Origin of the sequence: Actinomadura sp. NPDC047616 (assembly GCF_040642915.1) — a bacterium.
In the GTDB taxonomy this organism is placed as follows: domain Bacteria; phylum Actinomycetota; class Actinomycetes; order Streptosporangiales; family Streptosporangiaceae; genus Spirillospora; species Spirillospora miaoliensis.
Map to the genome: position 1 here is coordinate 113,196 of NZ_JBEYTB010000016.1, position 14,880 is coordinate 128,075.

Consider the following 14,880-nt stretch of genomic DNA (forward strand, 5'->3'; position numbering starts at 1 on the left):
GGTCGCGTACCGGTCGGGTCGCGTACCAGTCGGGTCGCGTACCGGTCCGTCGGGTCACGCACCGGTCAGCTCACGTACCGGCGCGCCCGCGACCGCCGCTGCGGTTCTTCGAGCGCGCGCAGGCGTGCCTCGACGTCCGGCGGCACCGGGCGGCGTTCGCGCAGCACCCAGGGCAGTCCGGCGGCGGCCTCCGCCAGCGCCAGCGCGGTGACGCGGTCGCGCGGCAGCGTGCCCAGCAGCGCCCGGGTGCGGCGCAGCGCGCTGCGGGGCGGGCGGCGCAGCCAGGTGAACCAGAGCGTGTTGCGGATGCCGTGGCGGCGGCGCAGGTGCGGCTCGCGCAGCGGCGACGGCGCGTGGTGGACGACCACGTCGTCGGCGTAGCACAGGTGCCACCCGCGGCTCATCAGGTCGGCGCTGAGCAGTTCCTCCTCGCCGCCGAGCCACAGGCGGGGCGAGAAGCCGCCGGCCTCGCGGAACGCCCCGGCCCGCAGCACCGACGCGCCGGCCAGGAACGAGCCGAGCGCGGGCCCGGGGAGCCCCGGCGGGCGCGGCAGCGGCGACTCGCGCAGCTCGGTCACGATGGGGTCCTCGCGGCCGTCCGGCTCGACGATGACGCGGCCGGTGACGACGGCGACCCGCGGGTGGGCGTCCAGCAGCGCGACGGCGCGGGTCAGGGCGCCCGGCTCCCACCAGGTGTCGTCGTCGCAGAACGCCACGTACGGGGTGCGCACGTGGTCGACGGCGAAGTTGCGGGCCACCGCGCCGAGGTTGTCGCGGGGGCGCAGCAGGGTCATCTCCGGATACAGCAGGGCCACGGCCTCGGCGGTGCCGTCCCGTGAGGCGTTGTCGACCACGATGACCGGCGGCCGTTCCGGCAGCCCGGCCAGGCGGCCGAGCGTGTGCAGCAACGACTCGCGCCGGTCGCGGGTTATCACGACGACGGTGCAGCGCATGCGCGGCGCGTACCCGCATCGATACGAATCATGTGCGCGTACGCGGACCATCTGCGCACCCAGTGACCTGCGGGACTGGACTGACCAGAACGACCAAGGGTGACCTAGCCCACCGTAAACGTTCGGACACTCTTGTTTGAGGGGGGCCGCTCCGGTTAAGTCCGAATCACCTATTGGTGATTTGGGCGCGTCTTATACGAACCACTGCATACAGGGCGGTGCGGGAGACCGACACCGCCCCGGAACGATGTCTATGACGCAGGCATCCTCCGCCCGGTCAGGGCCCGCGGGCCACGCCACGCCCTTTCGGAGGTCCCCCATGCGCGTTCTCGGAGTCAACGCGATATTCCACGACCCGTCGGCCGCGCTGGTGGTCGACGGCAGGATCGTCGCCGCCGCCGAGGAGGAACGCTTCAGCCGCCGCAAGCACGGCAAACGACCCGTCCCGTTCTCGGCGTGGGAACCACCGGAGAAGGCCGCCCGCTGGTGCCTGCGGGAGGCGGGCCTGGAGCCGGGCGACCTGGACGCGGTCGCCTACTCCTACGATCCCCGCCTCGTCGAGCAGGGGGTGCGGGGACACGACGACCAGTGGGAGCACCTGCGCACCCTGTACGCGCAGCGCGCCCCGTTCTTCCTGGCCGCCGCACTGCCCGGGCTCGACCCCGGCATCGTGCGGTTCGTGCCGCACCACGTGGCGCACGCGGCGTCGGCCGCGCTCGCCGCGCCCGACCCCGGCGAGGGCGACGTGCTGGTGCTGGACGGACGCGGCGAGATCCACTCGCACCTGGCGGGCACCTACCGCGGCGGCCACCTCAGCCCGCTGCACGCGCAGAGGCTGCCGCACTCACTCGGCCTGATGTACGAGGAGCTGACCGACCACCTCGGCTTCCTGCGCTCCAGCGACGAGTACAAGGTGATGGCGCTGGCCTCCTACGGCGAGCCGCGGTTCCTGGACGAGATGCGCGAGCACGTGCGCGCCACCGGCGACGGCGGTTTCGCCGTCGACCGCATCGACTGGGGAGCGCTCGCCAAGGCCCGCGCGCCCGGCGACGAGTGGACCGAGGACCACGCCGCCCTGGCCGCCAGCGTGCAGATCCGCCTGGAGGAGGTCCTGTGCGACCTGGCCGGATGGCTGCACCGGCGCACCGGGTCGCGGCGGCTGACGCTCGCCGGCGGCGTCGCGCTGAACTGCGTCGCCAACTCGCGGCTCGCCGAGACCGGCCCGTACGAGGAGGTCTGGGTGCAGCCCGCCGCCGGTGACGCGGGCACCGCGCTGGGCGCCGCCCTGCACGTGGCGCAGCGCGCCGGGGACCGGATCGAGCCGATGCCCGGCGCCGCCCTGGGCCGCCAGTGGGACGAGCCGGAGCTGGCCGCCTGGCTGGACACCGCCAGGATCCCCTACGAACGCCCCGACGACCTGGCCGCCACGGTGGCCGACGCGCTGGCCCGCGACCAGATCGTGGCGTGGTTCCAGGGTCGCAGCGAGTTCGGCCCGCGCGCGCTGGGCCACCGGTCGCTGCTGGCGCACCCCGGCCACGCCGAGAACGTCGAGCGGCTCAACGCGGTCAAGGGCCGCGAGCAGTTCCGGCCGATCGCGCCGATGGTCGCCGTGGAGGACGCGGCCGGCATCTTCGAGGGGCCGCTGCCCAGCCCGTACATGCTGTTCGTGCACCGGGTCAGGCCCGAGTGGCGCGACCGGATCCCGGCCGTGGTGCACGTGGACGGCACCGCGCGCATCCAGACGGTGGCGCGCGCCGACGAGCCGCTGGTGGCCGACCTGCTGCGGGCGTTCCGCGCCCGCACCGGCCTGCCGGTGCTCGTCAACACCAGCCTCAACACCGCGGGCCGCCCGATGGTGGACGACCCCCGCGACGCCCTGGAGTGCTTCGGCTCCGCGCCCGTGGACCTGCTGGCCATCGGCCCGTTCGTGGTGCGGCGCCGGGAGGTGTTCGCCCGATGACGCGGGCGGACTACACCGTCGTCATCCCCACCGTGGGCCGCGCCAGCCTGCGCACCGTCCTGGACGCGCTGCTGGACGGCATGGCCGCGGACCCGGGGAGCGCCCCGGCGCGGATCCTCGTCGTGGACGACCGGGCGCGGCCGGGGGCACCGCTGCCGCTGCCGTCCGCCGCCGGGGACGACGTCAGGGTGCTGCGCTCGGGCGGCCGCGGACCCGCCGCCGCCCGCAACGCCGGATGGCGCGCCGCCACGACCGAGTGGGTTGCGTTCCTGGACGACGACGTCGTGCCCGCTCCCGGCTGGCCCGCCAAGGCCGCCGCCGACCTCGCCGACCAGCCCGGCGAGGTCGGCGGCTCGCAGGGAACCGTCACCGTGCCCTCGCCCGAGGGACGCCGCCCCACCGACTGGGAACGCAACACCGCCGGGCTGGCCGACGCGTCCTGGATCACCGCCGACATGGCGTACCGGCGCCGCGCGCTCGCCGAGGTCGGCGGGTTCGACGAGCGGTTCCGCCGCGCCTACCGCGAGGACGCCGACATCGCGTTGCGGGTGATGGCGGCCGGTCACCGCCTGGTGCGCGGCGCCCGCACCGTGACGCACCCGGTGCGGCCCGCCGGGTTCTGGGTGTCGGTGAAGACGCAGGCGGGCAACGCCGACGACGTGCTGATGCGGCGCCTGCACGGCCCCGGCTGGCGGCGCCGCGCGGGAGAGGGACCGGGACGGTTCCGCCGCCACCTGCTGACGACCGCCTCCGGCGTGCTCGCCGCCGCCGCGTACGGGGCGGGCGCGCGGCGGGTCGCGTTCCCCGCCTTCGTGGCCTGGGCGGGGCTGACGGCCGAGTTCGCCGCGGCCCGCGTCCTGCCCGGCCCGCGCGCGCCCGAGGAGGTGACGCGCATGCTGGTCACCAGCGTCGCCATCCCGCCCGCCGCCACCTGGCACCGGCTGCGCGGCCTGCTGACGCACGCGCGCGCCGGAGCCTGGTACGGCAACCGCGCGGTGCTGTTCGACCGTGACGACACGATCGTGCACGACGTGCCGTACAACGGCGCCCCCGCGCGCGTCGAGCCGGTGCGCGGCGCGCGCAAAGCCCTGGACCGGCTGCGCCGCCGGGGCGTGCGCATCGGCGTGGTGTCCAACCAGTCGGGGGTGGCGCGCGGCCTCATCACCCGCGCGGACGTGCGGCGCGTCAACGACCGCATCGACGAACTGCTCGGGCCCATCGACGTGTGGGAGATCTGCCCGCACGGCCCGGACGACCGCTGCTCGTGCCGCAAACCCCGGCCCGGCCTGGTCACCAGGGCCGCCCGGCGGCTGGACGTCGACCCGTCCGCCTGCGTGGTGATCGGGGACATCGGCGCCGACATGCGGGCCGCCGAGGCCGCGGGGGCGCACGGCGTGCTGGTGCCCACCGGGCGCACCCGGCCGGAAGAGGTCGACGACGCCCCCGAGGTGGCGCCGGACCTGCGCGCCGCCGTCGCCCGCGCCCTGGCCCTGCTCGCCGAAGGGCGGTCGCGATGAGGGTGCTGCTGGCCCGCATGGACAACCTCGGCGACGTGCTGCTGGCCGGGCCCGCCGTCCGCGCCGTGGCCGCGCGCGCCGACGAGGTGGCGCTGCTGTGCGGCCCGCGCGGACGCGCCGCCGCCGACATGCTGCCCGGCGTCGACCGTGTGCTGGAGTGGTGCGCGCCGTGGATCGACCCCGAACCCGAACCGGTGGACCCGGCCGAGATCGCCCGGCTGACGCGGATGGTCGGCGGCTTCGACCGCGCGCTGATCTTCACGTCCTTCCACCAGTCGCCGCTGCCGCTCGCGCTGGTGCTGCGCATGGCGGGCGTCGGCTGGATCGGCGGCATCAGCGCGGACTACCCCGGGTCGCTGCTGGACCTGCGCCTGCGGCTCGACGAGCCGGGACGGGGCGACATCCCCGAGACCGAGCGGATGCTGGCCCTCGCCGCCGAGGCCGGGTTCCCCTCCCCCGCCGACACGCGGCTGCGCGTGCGCGAGCCGCTGCCGGACATGTCCGCCCTCACCGGCACGCCGCCGGGCGAGCGCGGCCACGTCGTGGTGCATCCGGGAACGTCGGTGCCGGCCCGCGCCTGGCCCGCCGAACGCTGTGCCGAGGCCGTCCGGCTGCTGGCCGGCGCCGGGCACCGCGTGCTGGTCACCGGGCACCACCAGGAGAAGGACCTGACGGCGCGCGTGGCCGGTGACGCCGGTGTCGACCTGGGCGGCCGCACCTCCCTGGCCGAGCTGGCGGCGGTGCTGGCGGGCGCCCGCGTCGTCGTCGCGGGCAACACCGGCCCCGCCCACCTGGCCGCCGCCGTCGGCACGCCCGTCGTGTCGCTGTTCGCCCCGACCGTGCCCGCCGCGCGATGGGCGCCCTACGGCGTGCCGACCGTGCTGCTGGGCGACCAGAACGCCCCCTGTAAGGACACCCGTGCGCGTGCTTGCCCCGTCCCCGGACACCCCTGTCTCTCCTCCGTCACCGGCCGGCACGTCGTCGCGGCCGTCGAGCACCTGATGGAGGTGGCCCCCTGATGAGAGTTCTCCTGTGGCACGTGCACGGCTCGTGGGCGACGTCGTTCGTGTACGGCCCGTACACCACGCTCGTGCCCGTCACCCCCGACCGCGGCCCCGACGGCAGGGGCCGGCCCGAGACCTTCACCTGGCCGGACCGCGCCGTCGAGATCCCGCACGACCGGCTGCGCGACGAGCACGTCGACGTGGTCGTCCTGCAGCGGCCGCACGAACTGCGGCTCGCCGAGGAGTGGCTGGGCCGCCGTCCCGGACGCGACGTCCCCGCCGTGTACGTCGAGCACGACACCCCGCGCCGCACCCCGGCCGACGCGGGCCTGCCCGAAGAGGTGGTGCCCAACAGCCGGCATTTCCTGCACGACCGGTCCGACATCCCCGTCGTCCACGTCACGCATTTCAACGAGCTGTTCTGGAACTGCGGCAGGGCGCCCACCACCGTCATCGAGCACGGGATCGTCGACCCGGGCTACCGCTACCAGGGCGACCTGCCGCGCGCCGGAGTCGTCGTCAACGATCCGCTGCGCCGGGGACGCGTCGCGGGGACCGACCTGCTCCCCCGGCTGGCCGAGGCCGTCCCGCTGGACCTGTTCGGCATGAACGTCACCGACGTGCCCCGGCGGCTGGGCGTCGCGCCCGAGTCGCTGTGGACGTTCGAGGACCTGCCGCAGCGGGCGATGCACGACGAGCTGGCGCGGCGCCGCGTCTACGTCCACCCCTACCGGTGGACGTCGCTGGGCCTGGCGCTGATCGAGGCCATGATGCTCGGCATGCCCGTGGTGGCCCTCGCCACCACCGAGGCGGTCGAGGCGGTGCCGCCGGAGGCGGGCGTGCTGTCGACCCGCGTCGACACCCTCGCCGCCGCGGCCCGGGACCTGGCCGGCGATCCGGCCCGCGCCCGGCAGGTCGGCAAGCACGCCCGCGCGGCGGCCGCCGACCGCTACGGCCTGCCGCGCTTCCTGCGCGACTGGGAACGGCTGCTCCAGGAGGTGACCCCGTGAAGATCGCCATGGTGTCCGAACACGCCAGCCCCTTGGCCGCCCGCACCACGGCCTCGGCCCCCGGCCTGGGGACCGCCGACGCCGGGGGGCAGAACGTGTTCGTCGCCGATCTGGCCTCCCGCCTGGGCGCGCTGGGTCACCACGTCACCGTCTACACCCGCCGCGACGACCCGCGCCTGCCGGCGCGGGTGCGCCTGGCGCCCGGCGTCACCGTCGAGCACGTGCCCGCCGGCCCCGCCGAGCCGATCCCCAAGGACGAGCTGCTGCCGCTGATGCCGGACTTCGGCCGTCACCTGGAACGCAGCTGGGCCGACGACCCGCCGGACGTGGCGCACGCGCACTTCTGGATGAGCGGCCTGGCCACCGCGCAGGCGGCCGAGAACTTCGAGCGGCGCCGCATCCCGATGGTGCAGACCTACCACGCTCTGGGCAGCGTCAAGCGGCGTCACCAGCGCGACAAGGACACCAGCCCGCCCGGCCGCGTCCAGCTGGAACGCGCGCTCGGGCACACCGCCGACGCCGTCATCGCCACCTGCGCCGACGAGACCGAGGAACTCGTGCGCATGGGCGTGCCCCGCGACCGCATCACCGTCGTGCCGTGCGGGGTGGACCTGAACATGTTCCGCCCCGACGGGCCGCGCGCCTCCCGGGGGGCGCGGCCGCGCCTGGTGACGCTGTCACGGCTGGTCGAGCGCAAGGGCGTTGACACCGCCATCCGGTCGCTGGCGCGCGTGCCGGGCGCCGAGCTGGTGGTGGCGGGCGGCCCGCGCCGCGACGAACTGGACGGCGACCCGGAGGTGCGGCGGCTGCGTGCCGTCGCCGAGGACTGCGGCGTCGCCGGCCGGGTCCGCTTCCTCGGCCGCGTCGGCCGGGCGCAGGCGCCCCGGCTGCTGCGGTCGGCGGACCTGGTGGTGACCCTGCCCTGGTACGAGCCGTTCGGCATGGTGCCGCTGGAGGCGATGGCCTGCGGCGTGCCCGTCGTCGCCACCGCCGTCGGCGGTCACCTGGACACCGTCATCGACGGTGTCACCGGGGTGCACGTCGCGCCCCGCACGCCCGAGCAGACCGCCCGCGTCATCCGCGCGCTGCTCGCCGACCCCACCCGCCGCGCGGCCATGGGCTTCGCCGCCGGCGACCGCGCCCGCTCCCGCTACTCCTGGGACCGCATCGCCCACGAGACCCTCACCGTCTACCGGCGGGCCATGACACGCAGTGAGGTGCTTACATGAGCGTCACCACGCACACCGCGTTCCAGCAGACCAGGCGGCAGGACCTCAACCTGGAGGCGCTGGCCGACGCGGCGCTGCGGTTCCGCAGCCAGACCCCCACCATCGCCGCGTGGGGGCGCCGCCTGGCCCGGGTGCTGGACGCCGGCGGACGCCTGCTGGCGTGCGGCAACGGCGGAAGCGCCGCCGAGGCGCAGCACCTGACCGCCGAGCTGGTCGGCAGGTTCGACGGCGACCGGCGTCCGTTCGCGGCGATCCCGCTGCACGGCGACACCTCGGCGGTGACCGCGATCGGCAACGACTACGGCGCCGAGACCGTGTTCGCCCGCCAGGTGCAGGCGCACGGCCGCCGCGGCGACGTGCTGATCTGCCTGTCCACCAGCGGCCGCAGCCGCAACGTGGTCGCCGCGGCCGAGCAGGCGCGGCGGATGGGGGTGACCGCGTGGGCGATCACCGGGCCGGGCCCCAACCCGCTGGCCGCCGCGTGCGACGACGCCATCACCGTCGACGCGGTGTCCACGGCCACCGTCCAGGAGATCCACCTGGCCGCCATCCACCTGCTGTGCGGGGTGGTCGACGAGACCCTGGGGGTCCGTGGATGACCGCGCCGTCCGCACCGACCGCCACCCGTCCGGGGGGAGCATCATGACGGCACCGCTCGTCGTCATCGGCGACGTGCTGCTGGACATCGACATCATGGGCCGCAGCAGGCGGCTGTGCCCCGACGCGCCCGTACCCGTCATCGAGCAGGCCGAGGAGCGGCCGCGTCCCGGCGGCGCGGGGCTGGCCGCGCTGCTGGCGGCCGCCGACGGCCGCGAGGTCGTGCTGGTCACCGCGCTGGCCGACGACGACCCCGGGCACCGGCTGCGCGCGATGCTGGCCGCGCACATGGAGGTCGCGGCGTTCCGGCTGCACGGCGCCACGCCCTGCAAGATGCGCATCCAGTCCGGGGGGCAGCCGGTGGCGCGGCTGGACGTCGGCGAGGGCCGGGCCGTGGACGGCCCGGTCGGCCCGAGCGTCGCGCAGGCCATCGCGGGCGCGGGCGCGGTGCTGGTCTCCGACTACGGCCGCGGCGTCACCGGGCACGCCGCCGTCCGCGCCATGCTGGAGGAGGTGGGCGGACGCGTGCCGGTCGTGTGGGATCCGCATCCGCGCGGCGAGCCACCGGTGCCCGGCACGCGCCTGATGACGCCCAACGAGGACGAGGCGGCCCGGCTCGCCGCCGAGCACGGCGCCGCGATCGACGGCGGCGGCCTGGCGGCGGCGACCCGGCGGGCCCGGTTCCTCGCCGAGACCTGGGACCTGGACGGCGTGGCCGTCACCCTCGGCTCGGACGGCGCGCTGCTGGTCGAGGGCGCCTCCGGCCCGCGGGGCGCCCCGTTCCTCGCCCCGGCCGAACCGGCCCGGGGCGACTCGTGCGGGGCGGGCGACAGCTTCGCGGCGCGCGCCGCGCAGGTGCTGGCCGACGGCGGGCGCCTCCCGGAGGCCGTGGCCGCGGGCGTGCGCCGCGCCGCCGAGTTCGTCAGCGCGGGCGCCGCGACCGCCGTCGCCGCGCAGCTGGCCGAGACCGGATCGCCGCACATCCCCCCCGGGCGCGACGCCGACGCCTGGGACGTGGTGGAGCGCACCCGCCGCGCGGGCGGCACCGTCGTGGCGACCGGCGGCTGTTTCGACCTGCTGCACGCCGGGCACGTCAGCCTGCTGCAGCAGGCCCGCCGCCTGGGCGACTGCCTGATCGTGTGCGTCAACTCCGACGACTCGGTGCGCCGCCGCAAGGGCCCCGCCCGCCCGGTGACGACCGCCGCCGACCGGGTGCGGGTACTGCAGGCGCTGTCGGACGTCGACGCCGCCGTGGTGTTCGACGAGGACACCCCCGAGCGGCTGCTGGAACGCCTGCGCCCCGACATCTGGGTCAAGGGCGCCGACTACGCCGGCGCCGCCCTGCCGGAGGCCGACACCGTGCGCCGCTACGGCGGGGAGGTGGTGCTGCTGCCCTTCCTGGAGGGCCGCTCCACGACCCGCCTGCTGTCGAACCTCCCCCCGGCGCACCCGGCCCCGCCCATGCCGTCGACATCGAAGGGAATACCGTCATGAACGTCCTGGTCACCGGCGGAGCATCAGGACTCGGCGCGGCCGTCGCCGAGCGGGTCGCCAAGGACGGCCACCGGCCGCTGGTCATCGACCGGCACCCGCCCAAACCGGAGGGCGGCGGGTGGCAGCACTGCCTGGCCGACCTGGCCGACCGGCACGCCGCCGAACGCGCCGTGCACTGCCTGGCCCGAAGCGCCGGCGGCCTGGACGCGGTCGTCACCGCGGCGGGCACCGACGCGTGCGGCAGGCTGTGCGACGTGCACGCCGAGGACTGGGAACGGGTCGTCCAGGTCAACCTGCTGGGCACCGCCGCCGTCGTGCGCGCCGCGCTGCCGTATCTGAAGGCGGCGCACAACGGGCGGATCGTCACCGTCGCCTCGACGCTGGGGCTGCGGGCGCTCAGCGACGCCACCGCCTACAGCGCCTCCAAGTTCGGCGTCGTCGGGTTCACCCGGGCCCTGGCCGCCGAACTGGCCGGTCGGGTCGCGGTGACGATGCTGGTCCCCGGCGGCATGGACACCGCGTTCTTCGACGGACGCGACGAGCAGTACAAGCCCGGCCCCGACGCGCAGCTCAACCGTCCCGAGGACGTGGCCGCCACCGTCATGTTCGCGCTGTCCCAGCCGCCCGGCTGCGAGGTGCGGGAACTGCTGGTGTGCCCGTCGCGCGAACCGTCGTGGCCGTGACGCGTCATCGCGTGCTGGTGCTGCGGGCACTCGGCCTGGGTGATCTGCTGACCGCCGTCCCGGCGCTGCGCGCGTTGCGGCGGGCGCTGCCCGGGCGGCGGCTCACCCTGGCCGCGCCCGCCGCGCTGGCGCCGCTGGCCGAGCTGACAGGGGCCGTGGACGACGTCCTGCCCGCGCGGGGGCTGCACCCGCTGCCGCCGTGCGGCCCGGTGGACCTCGCGGTCAACCTGCACGGACGCGGCCCGCAGAGCCACCGTGTGCTGCGCGACCTGCATCCGGTGCGGCTGCTGGCGTTCGCGCACCCGCAGGTGCCCGACGTCACCGGGCCGCCGTTCGACCCGCCGCGCGGGGGCGAGGAGCACGAGGTCACGCGCTGGTGCCGGCTGCTGGCGTCCTCCGGGTTCGACCCGGATCCGCGCGACCTCGGCCTGCCGGCGCCGGGCCGTCCCTCGCCCGCGCCGGGCGCCGTGGTGGTGCACCCGGGCGCGGGCTACCCGGCCCGCCGCTGGCCGCCCGAACGGTTCGCCCGGGTCGCCGCGGCGCTGCGCGCCGACGGCCACCGCGTCGTGGTGACCGGCGGCCCCGACGAGACCGGCCTGGCCGCGCGGGTCGCCGGAGCGGCCGGGCTCGACCCGTCCGACGACCTGTCGGGCCGCACCGGCCCGCTCGACCTGGCCGCGCTCGTCGCGCACGCCCGGCTCGTCGTCTGCGGCGACACCGGCACCGGGCACCTGGCCACCGCGTACCGCACACCGTCGGTGCTGCTGTTCGGCCCGACGTCGCCCGCCGCCTGGGGACCGCCGCCCGGCCGCGCCGCGCACCGCGTGCTGTGGGCGGGGCGACGCGGCGACCCCCACGGGCTCGAACCCGATCCGGGGCTGCTGGAGATCTCCGTGCCCGACGTCCTGGACGCGGCGCGCGGGACGCTGGAACGCGAAGGAGGACACGATGAGACATCCGCGCGCGGTCGTGACCGGGGGCGCGGGCTTTCTCGGCTCGCACCTGTGCGAGGCGCTGCTGGCCCGGGGCATCTCGGTGATCTGCGTTGACAACCTGCTGACCGGCACCGCCCGCAACGTCGCCCACCTGACCGCGCGACGCGACTTCCAGTTCCTCAAACGCGACATGACCGAGCCGGTGGACGTGCTCGGCCCGGTCGGCTACGTGTTCCACCTGGCGTCGGCGGCCTCGCCCGCCGACTACCTGCGGCTGCCGATCCAGACGCTGGAGGTCGGCAGCCAGGGCACCCGGTACGCGCTGGAGCTGGCCGAGCGCAAGCAGGCCCGGTTCGTGCTGGCCTCCACCTCGGAGGTCTACGGGGACCCGCTGCAGCACCCGCAGTCCGAGTCGTACTGGGGCAACGTCAACCCGGTCGGGCCGCGCAGCGTGTACGACGAGGCCAAGCGGTTCGGCGAGGCGCTGACCTCGGCGTTCCGGCACTCGCGCGGCCTGGACACCGCCATCGTGCGGATCTTCAACACCTACGGCCCGCGGATGCGGCCCGACGACGGCCGCGCCATCCCCACCTTCCTGCGGCAGGCGCTGACCGGTGAGCCGCTGACGGTGACCGGTGACGGGTCGCAGACCCGGTCCATCTGCTACGTGGACGACACCGTGCGCGGCATCCTCGCGCTCGCGCTGTCGGACCATCCGGGGCCGATGAACATCGGCAGCCCGTACGAGACCTCCATGCTCGACCTGGCCCGGCTGATCGTCGAGCTGACCGGCTCGCGGTCGCGGATCCGGTTCATCGACCGGCCCACCGACGACCCGGCGGTGCGGCGTCCCGACACCACGCTGGCGTACGAGACGCTCGGCTGGAAACCGCGGGTGCCGGTGCGGGAGGGCCTGCACCAGACGATCGAGTGGTTCACGCGCGAGCTGCCGGTCTCCCGCAGCGCCTGAGCCCTTTCATCGCCTCGTCACGTCATCGCCTCGTCATGCCCGGGGCGGCGGGCCGCTCGTGGCGCGCACGACGAGCTCGGCGGGCAGGATCGTGCGCGGCGCCGGGGCGGGCCCGCCGGCGATCAGGTCGAGCAGGGCGCGCGCGGCCAGCCGTCCCTTGTCGAGCAGCGGCTGGCGGACGGTGGTCAGCGGCGGGTCGGCGTCGGCGGCCTCGGGCAGGTCGTCGAAGCCCACCACCGACACGTCCCCGGGGACCGACAGGCCCAGCTTGCGGGCCGCCGTCAGCACGCCCTGGGCCAGCCGGTCGGTCAGCGCCAGGATCGCGGTGGGCCGTTCGGACGCGGGCCGGTCGAGCAGGTCGAGCGCGGCCTGGTGACCGAGCCCGGCGGTGTTGCCGCCGCATTCCAGCACGGGCGGACGGCCGCCCCCGGGCAGCGCGTCCAGATAGCCGGCGATGCGGTCGCGGCCGACGGCGAACGTGGCCGAGCGCAGCCGCTCGTCGTCGGCGCGGCCGGTGCGGGCGTCGTCGCCGAGCCGGTCGGCGAGCACGGCGAACCGGCGGTGCCCGAGCCCGGCCAGGTGCGCGGCGGCCTGCCGGGCGCCGCCGCGGTCGTCGACGCCGATGAACGGCTCGCCGCCGTCCGGGCCCGGTTCGGGCTCGTCCACCAGCACCAGGGGCAGGCCGCGGGCGCGCGCGGCGGCCAGGCCGGGATGCCCGTCCGACAGCGAGTAGGCCAGGAAACCGTCGACCACGGCGCGGTGCACCGCGTCGTCGACGACGGGCCCGGCGCCGTCGTGCTCCTCCGGGGTGCGCGGCGGCGCGGGCAGCAGCGTCAGGCCGACGGCGTCCAGTTCCCCGACACCCGCGACGCCCTGCAGGAACAGCACCGCCGCCGGGTCGGTGAACGCGTACGACAGGGCCTCGGTGAACAGCACGCCCAGCGCCCCGACGCGCCGCGTGGCCAGGCTCGCGGCGAGCGGATCGGGGCCGGGGTAGCCGAGGGTCCGGGCGGCCTCCAGCACGCGGCGGCGCACCTCCGGGGACAGCCGTTCGGGCCGGTGGTAGGCGTTGGACACCGTGGTGTGCGAGACCCCGGCGACGCGCGCGACGTCCCGCAGCGTGGCCACTGTCCCTCCTCGGGCGGCGGATTTCCTGTTGACCGGTCAACAGCGTATCCGTAGGGTCGCCTTGTTTACCGGTCAACGCATATCGGTCGTTCGTGGTTTACCGGTCAAAGAGCTCAGGCGAAGGAGGGCGACGGTTGGTTTCCGGCGAGGCCCGCGCCGCGCGGCGGGCGGTGGCGGTCGTGTTCTTCCTCAACGGGCTGGTGTTCGCCTCGTGGGTGCCGCGCATCCCCGAGGTCAAGGCCGCCCTCGGCCTCGGCGCCGCCGGGCTCGGGGCCGCGCTGCTCGGCATGGCGCTCGGCTCGCTGGTGGCCATGGCCGCCGCGGGCGCGCTGGTGGGCAGGCGCGGCAGCCGCCCGGTGACCCGCGTCGCGCTGGCCGCCTTCTGCGCGGTGCCGGGGCTGGTGGGACTGGCACCGTCATGGGCCTGGTTGTTCCTGGCGCTGACCGTGTGGGGCGCCACCACCGGCGCCCTGGACGTGGCGATGAACGGCGCGGGGCTGGCCGTGCAGCGCCGCTACACCCGGTCGATCATGTCCGGCTTCCACGCCTGCTTCAGCGCCGGGACGCTCGCCGGGGCGGGCGCCGGCTCACTGGCCGCGCACTTCTCCGTCGGCGTCCCGGTGCACCTGGCCGGGACGGGCCTGCTGGCACTGGCCGCCGGGACGGCCGCGACGCGCTCGCTGCTGCCCGCCGCGCACGACGCGCAGGAGGCCGGGCCGGTGTTCGTCCGGCCCACCCGGCCGTTGCTGCTGCTCAGCGCGCTGGCGTTCGCCGCGCTGCTCGCCGAGGGCGCCGCGGCGGACTGGAGCGCGGTGTACCTGCGCGACGTCCTGGGGACGGGCGGCGGCCTGGCCGGCGCCGGGTACGCGGCGTTCGCGCTGGCGATGACGGCGGGGCGGATGGCCGGGGACCGGCTGGTCACCCTGCTCGGTCCCGCTCGGATGGTGCGGGTGCTGGCCACGGCGGCGGCGGTCGCGTTCGGCGGGGCGCTGGTGATCGGCGAGCCGTGGGCGGCCGTCGCAGGGCTGACCGTGCTGGGATTGGGACTGGCCTGCGTGGTTCCGATGGTGTTCCTGGCCGCCGCGACCGCCACCGGCGCGCCGGGGCCGTCCGTCGCGGCGGTCTCCACCGTCGGCTACCTGGGCTTCCTGGTCGGCCCGCCGCTCATCGGCGCCCTCGCCGAGCTGGTCGGGCTGGGCGTCGCGCTGGGCGTGGTCGCGGCCCTGGTGGCGTTCCTGGCCGTGGCCGCGGGCGCGATGTCACACGCAGAGGCACAGCCCGCGGGGACACAGAACGCAGAGGCACAGCACGCCGAGGTTCCGTCGCCGGGCGCGGGCGGTCCCCCTGCGGGCGGACGCAGCGTGCCCGGCGAGGCACGCCGCGCACACCGCCGGTAGGGG

The 14,880-nt window shown here is 76.2% G+C and carries 13 protein-coding genes; 11 read left to right on the top strand and 2 right to left on the bottom strand.

Annotated features, from left to right (window positions below; genetic code table 11):
• Positions 1-65: 65 nt before the first annotated feature.
• A complete protein-coding gene (locus ABZ801_RS31935) occupies positions 66-953 on the bottom strand; it encodes a glycosyltransferase (protein ID WP_344956779.1) in 888 nt (295 codons plus the stop codon).
• A gap of 319 nt (positions 954-1,272) precedes the next feature.
• Between ABZ801_RS31935 and ABZ801_RS31940 the strand changes: the two genes are divergently transcribed.
• The 10 genes from ABZ801_RS31940 to ABZ801_RS31985 are packed head-to-tail and all read left to right on the top strand — an operon-like array spanning position 1,273 to position 12,352.
• Entirely contained in the window at positions 1,273-2,913 is a 1,641-nt protein-coding gene (locus tag ABZ801_RS31940; RefSeq protein ID WP_360704972.1) for a carbamoyltransferase C-terminal domain-containing protein, read from the top strand.
• Entirely contained in the window at positions 2,910-4,430 is a 1,521-nt protein-coding gene (locus ABZ801_RS31945; protein WP_360704974.1) for an HAD-IIIA family hydrolase, read from the top strand. The genes ABZ801_RS31940 and ABZ801_RS31945 overlap by 4 nt, the downstream gene beginning before the upstream one ends.
• On the top strand, positions 4,427-5,449 hold the full coding sequence (locus ABZ801_RS31950; RefSeq protein ID WP_360704976.1) for a glycosyltransferase family 9 protein: 1,023 nt from the start codon (positions 4,427-4,429) through the stop codon (positions 5,447-5,449). The genes ABZ801_RS31945 and ABZ801_RS31950 overlap by 4 nt, the downstream gene beginning before the upstream one ends.
• A complete protein-coding gene (locus ABZ801_RS31955; RefSeq protein WP_360704979.1) occupies positions 5,449-6,444 on the top strand; it encodes a glycosyltransferase in 996 nt (331 codons plus the stop codon). The genes ABZ801_RS31950 and ABZ801_RS31955 overlap by 1 nt, the downstream gene beginning before the upstream one ends.
• The gene (locus ABZ801_RS31960) at positions 6,441-7,673 is read left to right on the top strand and encodes a glycosyltransferase (RefSeq protein ID WP_344956767.1); all 1,233 of its coding nucleotides are present in this window, start codon (positions 6,441-6,443) and stop codon (positions 7,671-7,673) included. The genes ABZ801_RS31955 and ABZ801_RS31960 overlap by 4 nt, the downstream gene beginning before the upstream one ends.
• Positions 7,670-8,272: an SIS domain-containing protein gene (locus ABZ801_RS31965; RefSeq protein WP_344956765.1), complete on the top strand. Its 603-nt coding sequence runs from the start codon at positions 7,670-7,672 to the stop codon at positions 8,270-8,272. The genes ABZ801_RS31960 and ABZ801_RS31965 overlap by 4 nt, the downstream gene beginning before the upstream one ends.
• A gap of 43 nt (positions 8,273-8,315) precedes the next feature.
• Complete coding sequence (rfaE2, locus tag ABZ801_RS31970) at positions 8,316-9,764, top strand: D-glycero-beta-D-manno-heptose 1-phosphate adenylyltransferase (protein WP_344956763.1); 1,449 nt, start codon at positions 8,316-8,318, stop codon at positions 9,762-9,764.
• A complete protein-coding gene (locus ABZ801_RS31975; protein ID WP_360704982.1) occupies positions 9,761-10,447 on the top strand; it encodes an SDR family oxidoreductase in 687 nt (228 codons plus the stop codon). The genes rfaE2 and ABZ801_RS31975 overlap by 4 nt, the downstream gene beginning before the upstream one ends.
• On the top strand, positions 10,444-11,496 hold the full coding sequence (locus ABZ801_RS31980) for a glycosyltransferase family 9 protein (RefSeq protein WP_344956759.1): 1,053 nt from the start codon (positions 10,444-10,446) through the stop codon (positions 11,494-11,496). Before ABZ801_RS31975 ends, ABZ801_RS31980 begins: the two co-directional genes overlap by 4 nt.
• Complete coding sequence (locus tag ABZ801_RS31985) at positions 11,396-12,352, top strand: NAD-dependent epimerase/dehydratase family protein (RefSeq protein WP_344956757.1); 957 nt, start codon at positions 11,396-11,398, stop codon at positions 12,350-12,352. The genes ABZ801_RS31980 and ABZ801_RS31985 overlap by 101 nt, the downstream gene beginning before the upstream one ends.
• A 33-nt stretch (positions 12,353-12,385) precedes the next feature.
• On the opposite strand, the gene ABZ801_RS31990 is transcribed toward ABZ801_RS31985, so the two are convergent.
• Positions 12,386-13,480, bottom strand: coding sequence for a LacI family DNA-binding transcriptional regulator (locus ABZ801_RS31990; protein WP_360704986.1), 1,095 nt, complete (start codon positions 13,478-13,480; stop codon positions 12,386-12,388).
• A gap of 134 nt (positions 13,481-13,614) precedes the next feature.
• Here ABZ801_RS31990 and ABZ801_RS31995 point away from each other — a divergent pair, with 134 nt between their 5' ends.
• Positions 13,615-14,877, top strand: coding sequence for an MFS transporter (locus ABZ801_RS31995; protein WP_360704989.1), 1,263 nt, complete (start codon positions 13,615-13,617; stop codon positions 14,875-14,877).
• Positions 14,878-14,880 lie beyond the last annotated feature (3 nt).

Excerpts from the sequence above, each read along its gene's own strand:
- ABZ801_RS31935 (WP_344956779.1), bottom strand. The coding sequence starts at position 953 with ATGCGCTGCACCGTCGTCGTGATAACCCGCGACCGGCGCGAGTCGTTG.
- ABZ801_RS31940 (WP_360704972.1), top strand. The coding sequence starts at position 1,273 with ATGCGCGTTCTCGGAGTCAACGCGATATTCCACGACCCGTCGGCCGCG.
- ABZ801_RS31945 (WP_360704974.1), top strand. The coding sequence starts at position 2,910 with ATGACGCGGGCGGACTACACCGTCGTCATCCCCACCGTGGGCCGCGCC.
- ABZ801_RS31950 (WP_360704976.1), top strand. The coding sequence starts at position 4,427 with ATGAGGGTGCTGCTGGCCCGCATGGACAACCTCGGCGACGTGCTGCTG.
- ABZ801_RS31955 (WP_360704979.1), top strand. The coding sequence starts at position 5,449 with ATGAGAGTTCTCCTGTGGCACGTGCACGGCTCGTGGGCGACGTCGTTC.
- ABZ801_RS31965 (WP_344956765.1), top strand. The coding sequence starts at position 7,670 with ATGAGCGTCACCACGCACACCGCGTTCCAGCAGACCAGGCGGCAGGAC.
- rfaE2 (WP_344956763.1), top strand. The coding sequence starts at position 8,316 with ATGACGGCACCGCTCGTCGTCATCGGCGACGTGCTGCTGGACATCGAC.
- ABZ801_RS31975 (WP_360704982.1), top strand. The coding sequence starts at position 9,761 with ATGAACGTCCTGGTCACCGGCGGAGCATCAGGACTCGGCGCGGCCGTC.
- ABZ801_RS31985 (WP_344956757.1), top strand. The coding sequence starts at position 11,396 with ATGAGACATCCGCGCGCGGTCGTGACCGGGGGCGCGGGCTTTCTCGGC.